Here is a 19,035-nt window from a genome sequence, read left to right as displayed (position 1 = left end):
TGCGACGAGGGTTCGGCGAGTGCTGGCATCCTTGGGCGGTCCCTCCTTTTCGCCCCGACACCGTCTCAGGAGCTCCGCCCGCGTGAGCAGTACCGCGAGTAGCACCCCGGTCCCGCCGCACGGGCAGCCGTCGCTGCACGCCGTTCAGGTGCTGGGCGGGGGGAGTTCGGGCAGCGGGGTGCATGTGCGGTCGCTGTCGGCCGGGCTGGTGGCGCGCGGGCTGCGGGTGACCGTCTGCGGGCCCTGGAGCGCCGAGCGGGGCTACGGCTTCGCCCAGACGGGAGCGCGGTTCACCGGGCTCGACGCCCTGACGGGCGCCGGAAGCATGGCGTCGCTGCGCAGGGCCACCCACGGGGCGGCCCTGGTGCACGCCCACGGGCTGCGTTCGGGGCTGCTGGCCGCGGTGGCGCTGCGTGGCCGGAATGTGCCGCTGATCGTCACCTGGCACACCCGTGTGGACGCCGAGGGGGCGCGGGCCCGTCTCGTCGGGCTGATGGAGCGCAGGGTGGCGCGGGCCGCCGCGATCGTGCTCGGGGCCTCCTCGGATCTGGTGGAGCGGGCCCGGGTCCGCGGCGCCCGCGACGCGCGGCTGGCCCCGGTCGCGGTGCCCGCCCCGCGCCGGGCGCCGGAGCCGGGCGATGGCCGCCGTCAGAAGGCGCGGGCCGAGCTGGGCGTGGTGGAGCGGCCGTTGCTGGTCACGGCGGGTCGGCTGGAGGCGGTGGCCGGACACGGCCCGCTGCTGGACGCGGCGCGGCGCTGGCGCGGGCTGGATCCGCAGCCGCTGCTGGTGGTGGCGGGGGAGGGGCCGGACCGTGCGGTGCTGCAGCGCCGGATCGACCTGGAGGGGCTGCCGGTGCGGCTTCTCGGCCGGCGTGAGGATGTGCCGGGGCTGCTCTCCGCGGCCGATGTAGCGGTGCTTTCCAGCCGCTGGGAGGCGCGCTCGCTGCTGGCCCAGGAGGCGCTGCACGCGGGGGTGCCGCTGGTGGCGACGGCGGTGGGCGGGGTGCCGGAGCTGGTCGGGGACGCGGCTGAACTCGTCCCCTACGGCGATCCGGAGGCCCTGGCCGAGGCGGTGACCGGGCTGCTCGCCGATCCGGCGCGCCGGGTGGAGCTCGCCGCGGCGGGGCGGGCGCGGACGGCAGGCTGGCCGACCGAGGACGACACCGTCGCCCATGTCCTCAGCGTCTACGATGAGTTGGTGCAGACCTTTCTGCGTGAAGGGGTTGACGGGCCCGGTCGTTGATCGGCAGGGTGCTGGGCAGAGGAACGCGAGAGCGCTCTCAATTCGCTTCTCCCGTTACCCCCCACGCCATTTTCCCGGCAACCCCCACTACGCCGAGGAGCACCATCATCATGATCAGTCGCAGGAAGCTGCTGGGTGGCATAGCCGCCTCCGCCGCTGCCGCGGGAACGGGCCTGGCCTTCGCCGGCGGCCGCGCCAGCGGTGCGCCGAGCGCGAAGGCCGCCGCCTCCCTGCCCCTGACCGTCGTCAACAAGACGGGGCAGTACGACAACGCATCGGTCTGGCTCTACATCGTCGGCAACGAGGGCGACCGGCAGGTCCACGTCACCCCCGACGGCACCATCGCCCCCGTCGCCATGTCCGACAACGGCTCGGACGGCTTCACCGACTACGCGATCCCGCTGGCCGGAAGCGGTGACACCAAGCTGAACCTGCCGCAGATGTCGGGCCGGATCTACGTCGCGCTCGGCTCGAAGCTCAAGCTGAAGGTGGTCGAGGACGGGGCGGGCAAGGCCGCGCTGCAGTACCCGGCCGGCTGGGTGTCCGGCGACCCGAACTTCGACATCATGCACGACTGCGCGGAGTTCACGTACAACGACTCCGGGATGTTCTGCAACACCACCATGGTGGACATGTTCAGCGTCCCGCTGTCGATCCACCTCACCGGCGCCCAGGACCAGACGACCGGCACCCTCAAGGACGGCGCCCGCGCCAAGGTCTTCTCCGACCTCGCCGGCGTCGACGCCTACAAGAAGCTGATCGTCGGCGACAATCTGCGGGTGATCGCTCCGGGCCATGGCATGGGCGCGGGGCTGTTCGCGGAGGACTACTTCGCGTCCTACATCGACCAGGTCTGGGACGCCTACGGATCGAAGGACCTCAAGGTCACCACCAACGCGGGCACCTTCACCGGCCGGGTGAGCGGCGGGAAGTTCGCCTTCACCGGCCCGGCGTCGGTCTCCTTCGACAAGCCCTCCACCAAGGACGTGCTGTTCTGCGACGGCGCCCTGGCCGCGCCCAACGACGGGACGACGGGCCCGGTCGCGGCGATCCTCGGCGCGGGCTTCAACCGCACCACGCTGCACAACACCGATGCCCAGCCGACCACCGACCCGGCCGCCTTCTACGGCGAGGAGGTCACCAACCACTACGCCAAGGCCATGCACGCGGCGACCGTGGACGGCAAGGCGTACGGCTTCGCCTTCGATGACGTGGCCGAGTTCGCGTCCTACATCCAGGACACCGCCCCCAAGGGGATCACGCTCACGCTGACTCCGTTCTAGGGGGTGTCCGGCGGGGTGTGACGCCTGCGGCGTGCTGTTCCCCTCCCCGCCCCTTCCCACAACTGGGGCTCCGCCCCAGACCCCGGGGCCCAGGGGCGAAGCCCCTGACGTGCGGCGGAGCCGCATATCGATGCCGCGGGGAGGGGAACAGCCCGCCGGGCCGGGCGGGGTCGGCCGCGGTTCGGCACACAGCGGCCGGGCGGGGAGGTGTCCGCGGCGCACGGCGGGGCGGCGCGGCGGACGGTGAGGGAGCCACTCCCCGCCCGGCTACACGCCCGGCTTCCCGCCCGGCGGCACGGGGGGACGCCGGGCGGGAAGCCCGGGCACGGCGGGGCGGCCCGCACCCGTGTCAGGGTGGGCGCCGCACCCGTGGGGTGGGCGTACCCGTGGGGTGGGCGTACCCGTGGGGTGGGCGTACCCGTGGGGTGGGCCGTACCCGTGTCAGGCGGCCGACACCCGTGTCAGGGTGGGCCGTACCCGTGTCAGGCGGCCGACACCCGTGTCAGGCGGGGCGTACCCGTGTCAGGGCGGGCCGTACCCGTGTCAGGCGGCCGACACCCGCGTCAGGCGGCCGACACCCGTGTCAGGCGGGGCGTACCCGTGTCAGGGTGGGCCGTACCCGCGTCAGGCGGGGCGTACCCGCGCCATGCGGGTGGGCCGCCACTGCGTCATCGCACATGGCGGCGGGCCTGGAGGGCCACCCCCAGGGCGAGAACCGTCTGCGGGTCCTCCAGATCGCTGCCCAGCAGTCGGGAGATCCGGGCCAGCCGGTCGTACAGCGTCTGGCGGTTGAGGTGCAGCGCGCGGGCCGTCTCCGCCTTACGGCCCGCATGGTGCAGATATGTCTCCAATGTCGGCACCAGCGGCGGGCGGGCGGTGCGGTCATGAGCGAGCAGCGGCCCGATCACCCGGTCGACAAAGGCAGCCAGATCGCCATGCTCCCGCAGTCGCCACAGCAACAGGTCGACATCCAGGCTCCGTACGTCGTACCAGTCCCGGTCGGTCAGCCCGCGCGCCGCGTTCGCCGCCTCCGCCGCATGCCGCAGCTCGGTGCCGGCCGCGTCCCAGCCGACCGCGAGCCCGGCGATCACCACCGGCGGCCGGGCGCCGGCCCGGTCCGGCCAGGCCCGCTCCACCCCGGCCCGCAGCGCCGCCGCGATCCGCTCGGCGACCGCGCCGCGCTCGGTCGCGCCGCGCAGCCCCGCCAGCAGCGGAACCCGGCCCTCCGGAAGCCGTACGCCGAGCAGCACCGGCACCCCGACCGCCGCCAGTTCCTCCTGAAGGGCGTGGGCCAGCGCCGCCCAGCTCTCCCCGCCCCCGGCCAGCGGGCGCGGATCCTCCTCCAGCCGCATCACCACCGGCAGCAGCGGCCCGTCCGCGCCCGGCCGGAAGCCCAGCACCCGGGCCTGGGCGGGGGCGTCCGACGCCTCGATGCGGCCCTCCGCGAGATCGGTGAGGAAGTCCCCGCGCCCGCGCGCCGCCAGCTCCTCCTCCTGACGCGTCCGCAGCAGCACCACCGCCAGCAGATCCGCCGTCCGCTCGGCGGCGATCCTGTGCACCGGCCCCAGCGGCCCCGCCACCGGAAGGACGGTCAGCCGCGCCCGTACGGAGCCGGGTCCTGGCCCACCGCCCGGGATGTCCGCCATCACGCTGCCCGCCGGCGGTTCGGGCCGCTCGGCCGCGGGCCGCGCCCGCAGCCCCTCCCACACCTGCAGCGGATCGGCCGCGCCCGCCGGGGGCGTACCGCCGGGCCCCGCCGCGTACAGCAGTTGCCCGTCGGGGGTCTCCAGGAAGACCGGATTGGCCGCGAAAGCGGCGAAGTGACACAGGATCTCCGGCACCCCGCCGCCGCGCAGCAGCACCTCGGTGGCCTGCCGGTGCACCACATCGGCCTGCCGCAGCAGGGCGTAGTGCGCATTGACGATCTCGGTGTGGATCTCCTCGGTGACCGTCACGAACGGCACCTCGCGATGGAGTTGCACCAGCGGCAGCCCGCACGAGCGCGCCGTGTCCACGACCGGCCCCGGCAGCGTGCGGAACCGGGCTCCCAGCTCCACCACCAGCGCCGCGATGCCCCGCTCGGCGAGCCGGCGGACGAAGGCGCGCTGCTCGGCGGGGCGCGAGCCGACCCCGAGGCCGGTGGTCAGCAGCAGTTCGCCGCCCTTGAGCAGCGCCGCGATATGGGGCACCTCGCCCGCGTGCACCCAGCGCACCGGGCGCTCCAGCAGCTCTTCCCCGGCCACCACCTCGGGGAGCCCGCGGCGCAGGGCGGGAAGGCCGAGGGCCCGCGCCACGGTGATCGTCCCATGTGGCTCCCGAGGCATCCGCGGCTCGTGCGGTTCGCCGGGCACCCGCGACTCCTGCGGTTCCCGCGACTCCTGCGGCTCGTGCGGTTCCCGCGGTTCCATGGTCAGGACGCTCCCCGGGCGGGGCCCTCTTCGCCGGTCAGCGCGCTAGCCTCCGTACGCGCCGGACGCCGTCAGCCGCAGCGCGGTGTCGATCAGCGGCACATGGCTGAACGCCTGCGGGAAGTTGCCCACCTGGCGCTGGTTCTTCGCATCCCACTCCTCGGCCAGCAGCCCGAGGTCGTTGCGGAGCCCGAGCAGCTTCTCGAAGAGCTTCCTGGCCTCGTCCACCCGGCCGATCATCGCCAGGTCGTCGGCGAGCCAGAACGAGCAGGCCAGGAAGGCCCCTTCGTCGCCCTCGAGACCGTCCACCCCGGCGTCCTCGCCCGCCGTGGGGTAGCGCATGACGAAGCCGTCCTCGGTGGACAGCTCCCGCTGGATCGCCTCGATGGTGCCGATGACCCGCTTGTCGTCCGGCGGCAGAAAGCCCATCTGCGGGATGAGCAGCAGCGAGGCGTCCAGCTCCTTGGAGCCGTAGGACTGGGTGAAGGTGTTGCGCTCGGCGTCGTAGCCCCGCTCGCAGACGTCCCGGTGGATCTCGTCGCGCAGCTCCCGCCAGCGCTCCAACGGCCCGTCCACATCGCCGGATTCGATGAGCTTGACGGTGCGGTCGACCGCGACCCAGGCCATCACCTTGGAGTGCACGAAGTGGCGGCGCGGCCCGCGCACCTCCCAGATGCCCTCGTCCGGCTCGTCCCAGTGCTCCTCGAGGTAGCGGATCAGCTTCAGCTGCAGCACGCTCGCGTAGTCGTTGCGCGCCAGGCCCGTCATATGGGCCAGGTGCAGCGCCTCGGTGACCTCGCCGTAGACGTCGAGCTGGAGCTGGCCCGCCGCGCCGTTGCCGACCCGGACCGGCTGGGAGCTCTCATAGCCGGGCAGCCAGGTCAGCTCGGCCTCGGCCAACTCCCGCTCGCCCGCGATGCCGTACATGATCTGCAGGTTCTCCGGGTCGCCCGCGACCGCGCGCAGCAGCCATTCGCGCCAGGCGCGTGCCTCCTCGCGGTAGCCGGTGCGCAGCAGCGAGGAGAGGGTGATCGCGGCGTCCCGCAGCCAGGTGAAGCGGTAGTCCCAGTTCCGGACGCCGCCGATCTCCTCGGGGAGCGAGGTGGTGGGCGCCGCGACGATGCCGCCGGTGGGGGCGTAGGTCAGCGCCTTGAGCGTGATCAGCGAGCGGACCACCGCGTCCCGGTAGGGGCCGTGGTACGTGCAGTGCTCGACCCACTCGCGCCAGAACGCCTCGGTGGCCTCCAGGGCGACCTCCGGCTCGGGCAGCGCGGGCGGCTCGTTGTGCGAGGGCTGCCAGCTGATGGTGAAGGCGATCCGGTCGCCGGGGCCCACCGTGAAGTCGGAGTAGGTGGTGAGGTCCTTGCCGTAGGTGTCGGCCTCGGTGTCCAGCCAGACGGAGTCCGGGCCGGCGACGGCTACGGTGCGGGTGTCCACCCGGTGCACCCACGGCACGACCCAGCCGTAGGAGAACCGCATCCGCAGCGCGGAGCGCATCGGCACCCGGCCGCTGACCCCCTCGACGATCCGCACCAGTTGCGGGGCGCCGTCACGGGGCGGCATGAAGTCGATCACACGGACCGTGCCGCGCGGAGTGTCCCACTCCGATTCCAGCACCAGCGAGTCGCCGCGGTAGCGGCGGCGGTCGGCGGCGGGCGGCCGGCTCCCCGAGGGGAAGGCGGGCCCGAGGCGCCAGAAACCGTGTTCCTCAGTGCCCAGCAGACCGGCGAAGACGGCATGGGAGTCGAACCGCGGCAGGCACAGCCAGTCGACCGTGCCGTCCCTGCAGACGAGGGCGGCGGTCTGCATATCACCAATCAGTGCGTAATCCTCGATACGCCCGGCCACGTGCATTCCCCATTCGAACGGCCGTACCACCCCGGAGGGCGCTTCTTACGGTCTCGGAAATTCTGACGAGCTCTTGTTCCGGGGGCGTGCTGGTGGTGCCGTGCCGGGTGGCTCGCATGCGTGCGTCCGATGAGGATACGACGGACAACGGTGATCCGCTTGAGCCCGTCCACATCGTGGCTCGCATCTCGCGGCCGATCGGGTGGCCAGGTCACGCATGGTGTTCGGGCGGTTGCGCAGACCGAACGCGGGAACCAGGTCATCACCGGCCGCCCCGAGGCGCTGATACCCTGGTAGCCCGTGGAGCGGCGGGCACAAAACCCCCGAACCATCAGCGACGGCACCCCCCGAATCCGGAGCGGCTGCCGTACGCACCCTCACCACGCGACCACGGGAGCCCCCTCTTGGCCATTGCCGCTAAGCCCATGACGACCAAGCACCTCTTCGTCACCGGGGGTGTCGCCTCCTCACTCGGCAAGGGTCTTACCGCCTCCAGTCTGGGGGCCCTGCTGAAGGCGCGCGGTCTGCGCGTCACCATGCAGAAGCTCGATCCGTATCTGAACGTCGACCCGGGCACGATGAACCCCTTCCAGCACGGTGAGGTGTTCGTCACCAACGACGGCGCCGAGACCGATCTGGACATCGGCCACTACGAGCGCTTCCTCGACGTCGACCTCGACGGCTCGGCCAATGTGACCACCGGACAGGTGTATTCCACCGTAATCGCCAAGGAGCGGCGCGGTGAGTACCTCGGTGACACCGTGCAGGTCATCCCGCACATCACCAACGAGATCAAGCACCGGATCCGGCGCATGGCCACCGATGACGTGGACGTCGTCATCACCGAGGTCGGCGGCACCGTCGGCGACATCGAGTCGCTGCCCTTCCTGGAGGCCGTCCGCCAGGTCCGGCACGAGGTCGGCCGGGACAACGTCTTCGTGGTGCACATCTCGCTGCTGCCCTACATCGGCCCGTCCGGTGAGCTGAAGACCAAGCCCACCCAGCACTCGGTGGCCGCGCTGCGCAACATCGGTATCCAGCCGGATGCGATCGTGCTGCGAGCCGACCGCGAGGTTCCGACCTCCATCAAGCGCAAGGTCTCGCTGATGTGTGACGTGGACGACGCGGCCGTGGTCGCCGCCATCGACGCCAAGTCGATCTACGACATCCCCAAGGTGCTGCACTCCGAGGGCCTGGACGCCTATGTCGTCCGCAAGCTGGACCTGCCCTTCCGCGACGTGGACTGGACCCAGTGGGACGATCTGCTGCGGCGGGTCCACCAGCCCGACCACGAGGTCACCGTGGCGCTGGTCGGCAAGTACATCGACCTGCCCGACGCCTACCTCTCGGTCACCGAGGCGCTGCGCGCCGGCGGCTTCGCCAACAACGCCCGCGTCAAGATCAAGTGGGTCACCTCCGACGACTGCAAGACGGCCGCCGGCGCCCGGGACCAGCTCGACGGCGTGGACGCGGTCTGCATCCCCGGCGGCTTCGGCGACCGCGGAGTGATCGGCAAGGTCGGCGCGATCACCTACGCCCGGGAGAACAAGCTCCCGCTGCTGGGCCTCTGTCTCGGACTGCAGTGCATCGTCATCGAGGCCGCGCGCAACCTCGCCGGCATCGAGGGCGCCAACTCCACCGAGTTCGAGCCCGCCACCACCGACCCGGTGATCTCCACCATGGCCGAGCAGCTCGACATCGTCGCGGGCGAGGGCGACATGGGCGGCACCATGCGGCTGGGCATGTACCCGGCCAAGCTGGCCGAGGGCTCGATCGTCCGCGAGGTCTACGACAACCAGCCGTACGTCGAGGAGCGCCACCGCCACCGCTACGAGGTCAACAACTCCTACCGCGGTGAGCTGGAGAAGAAGGCCGGGATCGTCTTCTCCGGCACCTCTCCGGACAACAAGCTGGTCGAGTACGTGGAGTACCCGCGCGAGCTCCACCCCTATCTGGTCGGCACCCAGGCGCACCCCGAGCTGCGCTCCCGCCCGACCCGTCCGCACCCGCTCTTCGCGGGCCTGGTGAAGGCGGCGGTCGAGCGACAGACCGCTGGTCAGACGCGTACCGCCGGGGCCTGACCGATACGGTTGACGGGGGCGGGCGGCCGGCGCGGCCCGCCCCCGTCAACCGCACGCGGAAAGGACGCTGAGGCAAGCATGCGTATCCAGGACACCCCCGAGGAATGGTCGGTCACCGCCACCGCCACGCCGTTCACCGGCAACAAGACGAGCGTGCGCACCGACGAGGTGGAGATGCCCGACGGCAGCCGGGTCAACCGCGACTACCAGGTCCACCCCGGCTCCGTCGCCGTCCTCGCCCTGGACGAGGACGGCCGCGTGATCGTGCTGCGGCAGTACCGGCACCCGGTCCGTCAGCGGCTGTGGGAGATCCCGGCCGGTCTCCTGGACATCCCGGGTGAGAACCCGCTGCACGCCGCCCAGCGGGAGCTGTACGAGGAGGCGCACGTCAAGGCCGAGGACTGGCGCGTCCTGATCGACGTCTACACCTCGCCCGGCGGCTCCGACGAGGCCGTACGGATCTTCCTGGCCCGGGAGATCTCCGCGGCCGAGGGCGAGCGGTTCGAGGTCGCCGATGAGGAGGCCGACATGGAGCTGGCCCGGGTGTCCCTGGAGGAGCTGGTGCGCGGCGCGCTCGCGGGCGAGCTGCACAACACCTGCCTCGCGATGGGTGCCCTGGCGCTGCAGGCCGCGCTCTCCGGGGACGGCATCGACGCCCTCCGCCCGGCCGACGCCTCCTGGCCGGCCCGCCCCTTCGCGGCGTAGACCCACTGAGCAGGCGCGCGGGCCATTGAACGGCGCAGACCCACTGATGTGACGCATACGCCCCCACCCGGTCCCGGCGAAGATCCGATGGAGTGATTTTCGGTACGTGCCGTGGGCCTGGAGTGCCGGGTACCTGACGCGGAGTGAACTACGCTCATAGTGGCCCCGGCCGCAGTGGCGCGGCGGGCTCGTAAGCGCAGGTGGACGGGAGTGGGCCCGTGGCGGAGCAGGCGGTCGACACCGAGGGGGAGCCGGCGGCCCCAAGGAAGCGGCAACCGCCGTCCGCCACGCCCGCTTCGTCCGTTTCCGGCCGTCCGCCGGAGGCCCGTTCCGATCGTTCGCCGGAGGACCGTTCCCACCGTTCGCCGGAGGACCCGGCGCCCTCGTCCGACACCCCGCCGCGGCAGCGCTCCGCGGCCGGGCGCGCGGACGCGCAGGACGGCGGGGTGTGGAGCGGGGCGACCCGGGCCGTGCTGTTCGCGGCGGCGGCGACCGTGGGGCGGGGGTTCGCCGGGCGGCGGCGGGAGCTGCTCTCGCTGCGGGCCGATATCGAGCGCGCGGGCCTGGACACCCTCGCAGGACGTAAGGCCGCCCGCAGCCGGGTGCTGCTGATCGCGGGCCGCCCCGGCTGGGGCCGTACGGCGCTGGCCGAGGAGCTCGCCCGGCGGCTCGCCGACGACTATCCCGACGGAGTGCTCAGCGCCCGGCTGACGACCTCCGCCGGCGACCCTGTCCCCACCGAGCGCACCGCTCGTGAGCTGCTCGGACGGCTCGGCGTGACCGCTCCGCCGGGCGCGGACGAGGACGACCTGAGCGAGGCGCTGCGCACGGCGCTGGACGGCAGGCGGGTGCTGTTGCTGCTCGACGACGTGGCCGGGGCCGAGCAGGTGGACGCGCTGCTGCCCGACGAGCCCGACTGCCTGGTGGTCGCCGTCTCGCGCGGCCCGCTGACCGGGGTGCCGGATGTGCGGCCGTGCACGGTGGGTGGGCTGGATGTGAGCGCGGCGGTCGGACTGCTGGCGCAGTACACCGGCCCCACCCGGATCACCTGCGATCCGGTGGCCGCGCAGTCCCTCGTCGAGGAGTGCGCGGGCCAGCCCGCCGCGCTCGTCCTGGTCGGCGGCTGGCTCGCCGCCCGCCCCCAGGCGTCGGTCGCCGACGCGCTGGCCCGGCTGCGCGAACTGCCGCCGGACGACGGTGATCTCGACCATGGCGCCCGCCCGCTGATCCGCGCCTTCCGGCTGGCCTATGCCGCGCTGCCGTCCGCCGCCGCCCGGATGCTGCGGCTGCTGGTGCTGGCGCCCGGTGGATCGACCGACGCCCAGACCGCCTCCGCGCTGGCCGGATGCTCGGTGGCGGACGGCGAGGCGGCGCTGGAGGGCTTCGCCGCGTACGGGATGCTGCGTCCGCGCGGGCCGGGCGACTACCAGGTGCCCGGCTGTCTCGATCCGCTGCTGCGGGAGCGGCTGGCGGGCGAGGAGCGCCCGGCGGAGGTGGAGCTGGCGCGGGCGCGGATGCTGGAGCGGGCCGTACGGCAGCTGCACGCGTGCCGGCTGGCCGCCGAGCCCGCCGGTTCGCCGGGCCGCAAGAAGCTGGCCGGGATGCCGAAGCCGCTGCGCTTTTCGTCGTCGGCCCAGGCGGCGGAGTGGCTCGAGGCCCGGCTGCCCACACTGGTCGAGGCCGCCCGGCTGGCCGTGGAGACCGGTGAACTCGACACCCTGGCACGGCGGTTGGTGGCCGCGCTCACCCACGCCCTCACCGCCCACCGGGGTGCCGAGGGCGCCGCGGTGGAGCTGTACGGGCTGCATGAGCTGGTACTGGACGTGGCCCGGCGCCGCGACCTGCCGGTGGAGCGGGCGGCCGCGCTGCTGAACCTCGGCGATCTGGACGGCGGGGCGGGCCGGGTGGACCAGGCCCTCGCGCGGTACAAGAGCGCCCTGGAGGCCGCCCGCGCGTCAGGCGATCCGTATACGACCGGGCGGGCGCTGGAGTCGATCGGCGGCATGTACCAGGAGCTGGAGGACTGGCACCGGGCGGCCGACTGGTACGGACGCGCCCTGGAGCTGCGGCTGAGTCGCCGCGATCTGTCCGCGGCCGCCCGGATGTACGCACGGCTCGGCACCGTTCATGGCTACGCCGGGCAGTGGGGCGAGGCGCTGCGCGACTGGCGCGCCGCCGCGGCCGCCTGCCGCCGGGCGGGGGACCGGCCGGGGTACGCACGGGCGCTCAGTGGCGCCGCGGGCGCCCAGGAGCGCACCGGGCGGCCGAGGGATGCGCTGCGCACCTGGGCGGAGGCCGCCGCGGCCGCCCGGACCTGCGGTGACACGGGGCTGCACGCCGATCTGGCGCACCACGCGGCGGACGCGATGGACCGGCTCGGCGGGGACCCGGCGGTGGCGCGGTCGCTGCGGCGCACCGCCCGTAAGAGCGCCACGGAGGGGGCGGGGGACACGGGTCCGACACCTCGGAGTGGCGAAGGAGACCCCGCCGACCTACGAAATCAGTAGTGGTCTTCCAAAAGATTGATGCATTGCAAGGCTAGACAGCGCGACGTCCTTCATTAGACTGGCCGTACCGCGATTGTTGCGGTCGTCTCCGGCATGCGGACGCGTTCCGGTTTGCCTGTCTATGGTCGATGGTGTATCGACCGTGGCCGGCTATGGCGATATGTTCCTTTCCTCCCATTCAAGGACCGTGATCGACGTGAAGGTCGGTATCCCCCGCGAGGTCAAGAACAACGAGTTCCGTGTGGCCATCACCCCGGCCGGTGTGCACGAGCTGGTCCGAGGCGGCCATGAGGTCGTCGTGGAGCAGAGTGCGGGCCTCGGCTCCTCCATCACGGACGAGGAGTACACCGCCGCCGGTGCGCGCATCCTCGACACCGCCGACGAGGTCTGGGCCACCGCCGACCTGCTGCTGAAGGTCAAGGAGCCCGTCGCGGAGGAATACCACCGGATGCGCAAGGGCCAGACGCTCTTCACCTATCTGCATCTGGCCGCCTCCCGGGCCTGCACGGACGCGCTGCTGGAGTCCGGCACCACCGCCATCGCCTACGAGACCGTCGAGACCGCGAACCGCGCCCTGCCGCTGCTCGCGCCGATGTCCGAGGTCGCGGGCCGGATCGCGCCGCAGGTCGGTGCGTACCACCTGATGCGCTCGGCCGGCGGCCGTGGTGTGCTGCCCGCCGGGGTGCCGGGTGTGGCCGCCGCGCGGGCCGTGGTCATCGGCGGTGGCGTCTCCGGGTGGAACGCCGCCCAGATCGCCATCGGCATGGGCTTCCACGTCACCCTGCTCGACAAGGACATCAACAAGCTGCGCGAGGCCGACCGGATCTTCGGCACCCGGGTGCAGACCATCGCCTCCAACGCCTTCGAGCTGGAGAAGGCCGTCCTCGAGGCCGACCTGGTCATCGGCGCGGTGCTGATCCCGGGCGCCAAGGCGCCCAAGCTGGTCACCAACGAGCTGGTGTCCCGGATGAAGCCGGGAAGTGTCCTTGTCGACATCGCGATCGACCAGGGCGGCTGCTTCGAGGACTCCCGCCCCACCACCCACGCCGAGCCGACCTTCGCGGTCCACGACTCGGTCTTCTACTGCGTCGCGAACATGCCCGGCGCGGTGCCGAACACCTCCACCCACGCGCTCACCAACGCGACGCTCCCGTACATCGTGGAGCTGGCCAACCGCGGCTGGCAGGACGCGCTGCGCCGGGACGCCGCGCTGGCCAAGGGGCTCAACGCCCATGAGGGACAGGTCGTCTACGGCCCGGTCGCCGAGGCGCACGACCTGCCCACGGTCGAACTGAGCTCGCTGATCGGCTGAATGACGCTCGGAGTTCACCGGCCCGGCCGCCGGAGCGGGTGAACTCCGGTTGCCGGACGGTCAACCCGAACCGTCAACCACATGTCAACCATGGGCATCCGGCCGGGTCTTGTCGAAGGATGAGGCCCGGCCGAAGGTGTGTCCGCTGTGCCCCGTATCGCGTGCGGCCCATGGCTCGGCCAACTCGCCCTAAATGCAACTATTCAGACGCTTTATGCGGCGGTGAAATCTCCGCGGCGCCGTTCACACGCCCTTGACATCGGGGTGTTCGATTGCCGACACATCATGCCGTGTCCGGTGGATTGTGTTGCTGAGGACCGCCGACACGCCATAGAGTCGCCAACCGTCGGCATGGTGTCACGCTGACCTATAGAGAAATTTCCTGGTCACCAAGGAGGTAGGACGACTTGTGAATGAGTCGACATTTTCTCCCGGGGGTGGTCAACCAGGACCGGCTGCGCGGGGCCAGGGCCCCTCGGGGCTCGAGGCTGTCGGCTCCGTCGCTGTCCGTACCTTCGCAACCCACCAGAGCCCGACGACAGCCCACCAGAGCCACAGCATGGACGGCCATCACGTGAACGCCATGGCCGGCGACCAGGGGGGCACGGATCCCGCCCGCTTCGCCGACTACGACGACCTCCCCGACGGGCACTTCTACGACCCGGACGCGGAGTACGAGCCAGACCCCGAATACGCGGCCACGCTCGCGCCCGACGCTGCCCGCCAGCGCCGCGAGCGGATCGGCCCCACCGGGCGCCCGCTGCCGTACTTCCCGATCCCGGGGCCGCTGACCGATCACGGTCCAGCGAAGATCATCGCGATGTGCAACCAGAAGGGCGGGGTCGGTAAGACCACCTCCACCATCAACCTGGGCGCGGCCCTGGCCGAATACGGCCGCCGGGTGCTGCTCGTCGACTTCGACCCGCAGGGTGCCCTGTCGGTCGGCCTCGGGGTCAACCCGATGGAGCTCGACCTCACGGTCTACAACCTGCTCATGGAGCGGGGCATGTCGGCCGACGAGGTGCTGCTGAAGACGGCCGTGCCCAACATGGACCTGCTCCCCAGCAATATCGACTTGTCGGCCGCCGAGGTGCAGCTGGTGAGCGAGGTCGCCCGGGAGTCGACCCTGCAGCGCGCCCTCAAGCCGCTGATGGCCGACTACGACTACATCGTCATCGACTGCCAGCCCTCGCTCGGTCTGCTCACCGTCAACGCGCTCACCGCGGCGCACAAGGTGATCGTGCCGCTGGAGTGCGAGTTCTTCGCGCTGCGCGGTGTGGCGTTGCTCACGGAGACGATCGAGAAGGTCCAGGAGCGGCTCAACCCCGACCTGGAGCTGGACGGCATCCTCGCCACGATGTACGACTCGCGCACCGTGCACAGCCGTGAGGTTCTCGCCCGTGTGGTCGAGGCGTTCGACGATCACGTCTACCACACGGTCATCGGCCGCACGGTCCGCTTCCCCGAGACCACGGTCGCGGGTGAGCCGATCACCACGTACGCGTCCAACTCCGTCGGTGCCGCCGCCTATCGCCAGCTCGCCAGGGAGGTGCTCGCCCGGTGTCACGCCGAGTGAGTCTGCCGGGAGCCGACGAACTGTTCCGCACCACGGGAGGGATGGGGCTCCAGTCCTCCGCTCCCGCCTCCGGGCGCCGCCAGGCGAACGGCGAGGGCCCCCGGGTGCCCCCGCCCGCCACCGACCCCGACGCCGAGGCTCGGGAAGGGCTGGAGCAGCGCCCGGACGGTGAGCAGTCCGGCTCGGGCGAACACACGGGACGCGAGACGGCGGCTTCCCAGGACGCGGTGGGCGAGCGGCGCCCCGGGGCCGGGGACCGGCCCAAGGGCCGCCAGACGCAGGGCGGTTCGGTTGCGGCCGAGCAGAGCGGCCAGGCCCGCCGCCGCGCCCGGGCGGCGAACCGTCGGCCCAGCGGGCGCGAGCGCCACGACGAGAAGATCACGGTCTATGTCTCCGCCGAGGAGCTGATGGACCTCGAGCACGCGCGGCTGGTGCTCCGCGGCGAGCACGGGCTCGCCGTCGACCGCGGCCGGATCGTCCGCGAGGCGGTCGCGGTCGTCCTCGCCGACCTCGAGTCGCGCGGCGACGCGAGCATCCTGGTGCGCCGCCTCCGCGGCCGTTGACCGGGCCGGGCGATAGCCTGCCCGGTCGTACGGGCTGCCCCGCCCGGCCCTGAGCACCCTGGACCGCGATGCCGACGAACGACGACTCCGCCCCGCCGCCCCGCCCTCCTCGCCGCACCCTCGGCCGAGGCCCCGGCGCGGCGCTCCCCGACACGGGCCCGGACCGTCCCTCGGAGCGTCCCACCGCGCCCCCGCCGCCACAGACGGCCTCTCAGCGCCCCGCGCCGCCGCCGCCTGAGCCGACCTCGCCCCAGGCGCCCGGAGAGCCGCAGAACGGCGCTCACGCGGCCCGTGAGGCTACTGCTGAGCCGGAGGCCGAGCCCGAGGCAGGCGCGGCGGCGCCGGGCACCGCTGAGCCGGAAGCCGAGCCCGAGGCGGACGAGGCGGCCCCGGAGGGCCGCGCCGCGCCGGACGCAGGGCCCGGGGCACACGAGACGGCACCGGAGCGAAGCGCCGCGCCGGACGCGGGACCCGAGCCGCCCCCGGCGGTCACCGAGCCCACTGGCCCGGTCCCAGCGGCCACTGAGCCCGCCGTCCCGGAAGAGCAGGCCGTGCCGCGGGGCGAGCCGGAGCCGGTGCATGCGCGGGCCGATCTCGACGTGGCGCCCTCCGCGGGCGGGCACGGTGGCGACGCGGCCGTGGCCGGGGCCGGGAGCGACGCGGGTGACGGGACGGAGCCGAGCGGCGGGAGTGACACCGGCGGCGGGACCGGCCCGGGTCAGGCGCGAGGCGGCGAGGCGCAGGCCGAGGACGGCGGCCATCGGTTCACCGTGCGGCTGGCCAACTTCGAGGGGCCCTTCGACCTCCTCCTCCAGCTGATCTCCAAGCACAAGCTGGACGTCACCGAAGTCGCCCTCTCCAAGGTCACCGACGAGTTCATGGCCTATATCCGGGCCATGGGGCCGGACTGGGACCTGGACCAGACCACCGAGTTCCTCGTCGTCGCGGCGACCCTGCTGGACCTTAAGGCGGCCCGGCTGCTGCCCGCCGCCGAGGTCGAGGACGAGGCGGACCTGGCACTGCTGGAGGCGCGCGACCTGCTCTTCGCGCGGCTGCTCCAGTACCGCGCGTACAAGCAGATCGCGGACATCTTCAACGACCGGCTGATCGCCGAGGCCGCCCGTTACCCCCGTACGGTCGGCCTGGAGCCGCACCACGCCGAGCTGCTCCCCGACGTCGTCATCAGCATCGGCCCCGAGGGCTTCGCCAAGCTGGCCGTCAAGGCGATGCAGGCCAAGCCCAAGCCGCAGGTCTACATCGACCACATCCACGCCCCGCTGGTCAGCGTCCGGGAGCAGGCCGAGGTGGTGGTCGCGCGGCTGCGGGAGCTGGGGGAGGCCACCTTCAGCACGCTCACCGAGGACGCTCCCGACGTCCTTACGGTCGTCGCGCGCTTCCTGGTGCTCCTGGAGCTCTACCGCGAGCGCGCGGTCCTGCTCGACCAGCCGGAGGCGCTCGGGTCGCTCATGGTCCGCTGGACGGGCGAGGCGGGGCGGGAGCCGCTGGTCACCGACGAGTTCGACCAGGAGGCCCAGGCCACACCCCAGGCGGAGTCCCAGGACAAGCCCCGTAAGGAGACGGCCACGCCGGAGCCGGAGCCGGAGAAGGAGAAAGAGGAGGTACCGAGTTGAGCGAGCAGCGGACACCCGCCGGGCTCTCCGAGGTCGCCGAGCTGGACCTCAAGCCCGCCCTGGAGGCCGTCCTCATGGTCGTCGACGAGCCCGCCACCGAGGAACACCTCGCCAAGGTGCTGGCGCGGCCGCGCCGCGCCGTCGCGGACGCGCTGCGCGAGCTGGCCGACGAGTACGCGACGCAGGGCCGGGGCTTCGAGCTGCGGCTGGTCGCGGGCGGCTGGCGCTACTACACGCGCCCGGCCTACGCCGCCGCCGTCGAGGGGTTCGTCCTGGACGGCCAGCAGGCCCGGCTCACCCAGGCCGCTTTGGAAACCCTCGCGGTGGTCGCGTACCGTCAGCCGGTCAGCCGTTCCCGTGTCTCGGCCGTCCGCGGTGTCAACTGCGACGGCGTGATGCGGACCCTCCTGCAGCGGGGACTGGTCGAGGAGGCGGGCACGGAACCCGAAACAGGTGCGATCCTGTACAGGACGACGAACTACTTCCTGGAGCGGATGGGCCTGCGAGGGCTGGACGAGCTTCCGGAGCTCGCACCGTTCCTCCCCGAGGCGGACGCGGTCGAGGGCGAGTCCCAGGAGGGCGTGCCGTCGTTCGATCCGGACGCCATCGACAGCGATGACGCGCACGACGACGTAGAACACCGAGCCCGTAGCGGCCACTCTCAGACGGAAACTTGATGCGAAGCAGCGGCAGGAACAGCAGGGGCAGCGGCAGCGGTAGCGGCGGCAACAACTACCGGGGCGCGGGGAACCGGCGCGACGAGCAGCAGCAGCGCGCCGGCCGCCCCCGCCCCGAGGAGCGCCGCTACGACGTGGGCGGCGGCTCCCAGGCGGGCCCCGGCCCCAAGGCGGGTCCCGGCCCCAAGGCGGGTCCCAAGGGAGGCTCCCAGGGCGGCCCCAAGGGCGGCGCGGCCAAGAGCGGTGCCCCCAAGGGCGTCGGCGGCCGCGGCCGCAAGCCGAACGCCCCGGCCCGTCCGCGCGAGTACGAGGCGCAGATGGAGGAGCGCAACCGCGCCCGCCACGACAAGCCGCGGGTCGCGCTGCCCAAGACCTTCGGCGAGGTGGAGGGCGAGCGGCTGCAGAAGGTCCTCGCCCGCGCCGGGATGGGCTCGCGCCGCGCCTGTGAGGAGCTGATCGACCAGGCCCGGGTCGAGGTCAACGGCAAGATCGTGACCGAGCAGGGGCTGCGCGTCGACCCCGAGAAGGACGAGATCAAGGTCGACGGGCTGACCGTGGCCACCCAGTCCTACCTTTTCTTCGCGCTGAACAAGCCCGCCGGTGTCGTCTCCACCATGGAGGACCCCGACGGCCGCCAGTGCCTGGGCGACTATGTGACCAACCGCGAGACCCGGCTCTTCCACGTCGGCCGGCTCGACACCGAGACCGAGGGCATCATCCTGCTCACCAACCACGGCGAGCTGGCCCACCGCCTCACCCACCCCCGCTACGGCGTGAAGAAGACCTATCTCGCCGCCATCCAGGGCCCGCTCCCGCGCGACCTCGGCAAGCGGCTCAAGAGCGGCATCGAGCTGGAGGACGGCTACGCCCGCGCCGACCACTTCCGTGTGGTGCAGAACACCGGCAAGAACTATCTGGTCGAGGTGAGCCTGCACGAGGGCCGCAAGCACATCGTGCGGCGGATGCTCGCCGAGGCCGGCTTCCCGGTCGACAAGCTGGTGCGGACGGCCTTCGGCCCGATCGCGCTCGGCGACCAGAAGTCCGGCTGGCTGCGCCGGATGACCAACACCGAGGTCGGCATGCTGATGCGCGAGGTCGACCTCTGAGGGCTGCGGGCCCCTTCGCGGCCCGGGACCGCTGACGGCCCCGGCCGTCGGCGGCCCGCCGCGTCTCGCCCAGCGGTCGCCCCGGGAGCCTGTCG

The 19,035-nt window shown here is 72.6% G+C and carries 13 protein-coding genes; 11 read left to right on the top strand and 2 right to left on the bottom strand.

Annotated elements, in window-relative coordinates; genetic code table 11:
- Positions 1-82 precede the first annotated feature (82 nt).
- Positions 83-1,243: a glycosyltransferase family 4 protein gene (locus BLV72_RS05885; protein WP_093460753.1), complete on the top strand. Its 1,161-nt coding sequence runs from the start codon at positions 83-85 to the stop codon at positions 1,241-1,243.
- 110 nt (positions 1,244-1,353) lie between these two features.
- Positions 1,354-2,526, top strand: coding sequence for a glycoside hydrolase family 64 protein (locus BLV72_RS05880; RefSeq protein ID WP_093460751.1), 1,173 nt, complete (start codon positions 1,354-1,356; stop codon positions 2,524-2,526).
- Between the two features lie 668 nt (positions 2,527-3,194).
- On the opposite strand, the gene BLV72_RS05875 is transcribed toward BLV72_RS05880, so the two are convergent.
- Complete coding sequence (locus tag BLV72_RS05875; RefSeq protein ID WP_093470193.1) at positions 3,195-4,850, bottom strand: PucR family transcriptional regulator; 1,656 nt, start codon at positions 4,848-4,850, stop codon at positions 3,195-3,197.
- Positions 4,851-4,979: 129 nt separating this feature from the next.
- Positions 4,980-6,788, bottom strand: a complete 1,809-nt coding sequence (locus BLV72_RS05870; protein WP_093460750.1) for a glycoside hydrolase family 15 protein — start codon at positions 6,786-6,788, stop codon at positions 4,980-4,982.
- Between the two features lie 419 nt (positions 6,789-7,207).
- Here BLV72_RS05870 and BLV72_RS05865 point away from each other — a divergent pair, with 419 nt between their 5' ends.
- From BLV72_RS05865 to BLV72_RS05825, 9 genes are all read left to right on the top strand, one after another.
- The gene (locus BLV72_RS05865) at positions 7,208-8,863 is read left to right on the top strand and encodes a CTP synthase (protein WP_093460748.1); all 1,656 of its coding nucleotides are present in this window, start codon (positions 7,208-7,210) and stop codon (positions 8,861-8,863) included.
- Between the two features lie 78 nt (positions 8,864-8,941).
- Positions 8,942-9,568: an NUDIX domain-containing protein gene (locus BLV72_RS05860; RefSeq protein ID WP_093460746.1), complete on the top strand. Its 627-nt coding sequence runs from the start codon at positions 8,942-8,944 to the stop codon at positions 9,566-9,568.
- Positions 9,569-9,786: 218 nt separating this feature from the next.
- Positions 9,787-12,075, top strand: a complete 2,289-nt coding sequence (locus BLV72_RS05855) for a tetratricopeptide repeat protein (protein ID WP_093460744.1) — start codon at positions 9,787-9,789, stop codon at positions 12,073-12,075.
- Positions 12,076-12,271: 196 nt separating this feature from the next.
- Entirely contained in the window at positions 12,272-13,387 is a 1,116-nt protein-coding gene (gene ald / locus BLV72_RS05850) for an alanine dehydrogenase (RefSeq protein ID WP_093470191.1), read from the top strand.
- A gap of 559 nt (positions 13,388-13,946) precedes the next feature.
- A complete protein-coding gene (locus BLV72_RS05845) occupies positions 13,947-14,963 on the top strand; it encodes a ParA family protein (protein WP_020872375.1) in 1,017 nt (338 codons plus the stop codon).
- Positions 14,948-15,526, top strand: a complete 579-nt coding sequence (locus BLV72_RS05840) for a hypothetical protein (RefSeq protein ID WP_093460743.1) — start codon at positions 14,948-14,950, stop codon at positions 15,524-15,526. The genes BLV72_RS05845 and BLV72_RS05840 overlap by 16 nt, the downstream gene beginning before the upstream one ends.
- Positions 15,527-15,594: 68 nt before the next feature.
- The gene (locus BLV72_RS05835; protein WP_093460741.1) at positions 15,595-17,157 is read left to right on the top strand and encodes a segregation and condensation protein A; all 1,563 of its coding nucleotides are present in this window, start codon (positions 15,595-15,597) and stop codon (positions 17,155-17,157) included.
- Positions 17,154-17,834, top strand: a complete 681-nt coding sequence (gene scpB / locus BLV72_RS05830; RefSeq protein ID WP_059146883.1) for an SMC-Scp complex subunit ScpB — start codon at positions 17,154-17,156, stop codon at positions 17,832-17,834. Before BLV72_RS05835 ends, scpB begins: the two co-directional genes overlap by 4 nt.
- Positions 17,834-18,940: a pseudouridine synthase gene (locus BLV72_RS05825; protein WP_093460739.1), complete on the top strand. Its 1,107-nt coding sequence runs from the start codon at positions 17,834-17,836 to the stop codon at positions 18,938-18,940. The genes scpB and BLV72_RS05825 overlap by 1 nt, the downstream gene beginning before the upstream one ends.
- The last annotated feature ends 95 nt before the right edge of the window (positions 18,941-19,035 follow it).

This window comes from Streptomyces melanosporofaciens (assembly GCF_900105695.1).
GTDB classification, from domain to species: Bacteria; Actinomycetota; Actinomycetes; order Streptomycetales; family Streptomycetaceae; genus Streptomyces; species Streptomyces antimycoticus.
Note: the sequence above shows the minus strand (reverse complement) of the source record. Positions and strands in the feature narration are given on the sequence as shown.

Bases quoted from the DNA above. Each gene is read 5' to 3' on its own strand.
- BLV72_RS05865 (WP_093460748.1), top strand. From the start codon at position 7,208: ATGACGACCAAGCACCTCTTCGTCACCGGGGGTGTCGCCTCCTCACTC.
- BLV72_RS05880 (WP_093460751.1), top strand. From the start codon at position 1,354: ATGATCAGTCGCAGGAAGCTGCTGGGTGGCATAGCCGCCTCCGCCGCT.
- BLV72_RS05870 (WP_093460750.1), bottom strand. From the start codon at position 6,788: ATGCACGTGGCCGGGCGTATCGAGGATTACGCACTGATTGGTGATATG.
- BLV72_RS05860 (WP_093460746.1), top strand. From the start codon at position 8,942: ATGCGTATCCAGGACACCCCCGAGGAATGGTCGGTCACCGCCACCGCC.
- BLV72_RS05845 (WP_020872375.1), top strand. From the start codon at position 13,947: ATGGACGGCCATCACGTGAACGCCATGGCCGGCGACCAGGGGGGCACG.
- BLV72_RS05875 (WP_093470193.1), bottom strand. From the start codon at position 4,850: ATGCCTCGGGAGCCACATGGGACGATCACCGTGGCGCGGGCCCTCGGC.
- BLV72_RS05825 (WP_093460739.1), top strand. From the start codon at position 17,834: ATGCGAAGCAGCGGCAGGAACAGCAGGGGCAGCGGCAGCGGTAGCGGC.
- BLV72_RS05835 (WP_093460741.1), top strand. From the start codon at position 15,595: ATGCCGACGAACGACGACTCCGCCCCGCCGCCCCGCCCTCCTCGCCGC.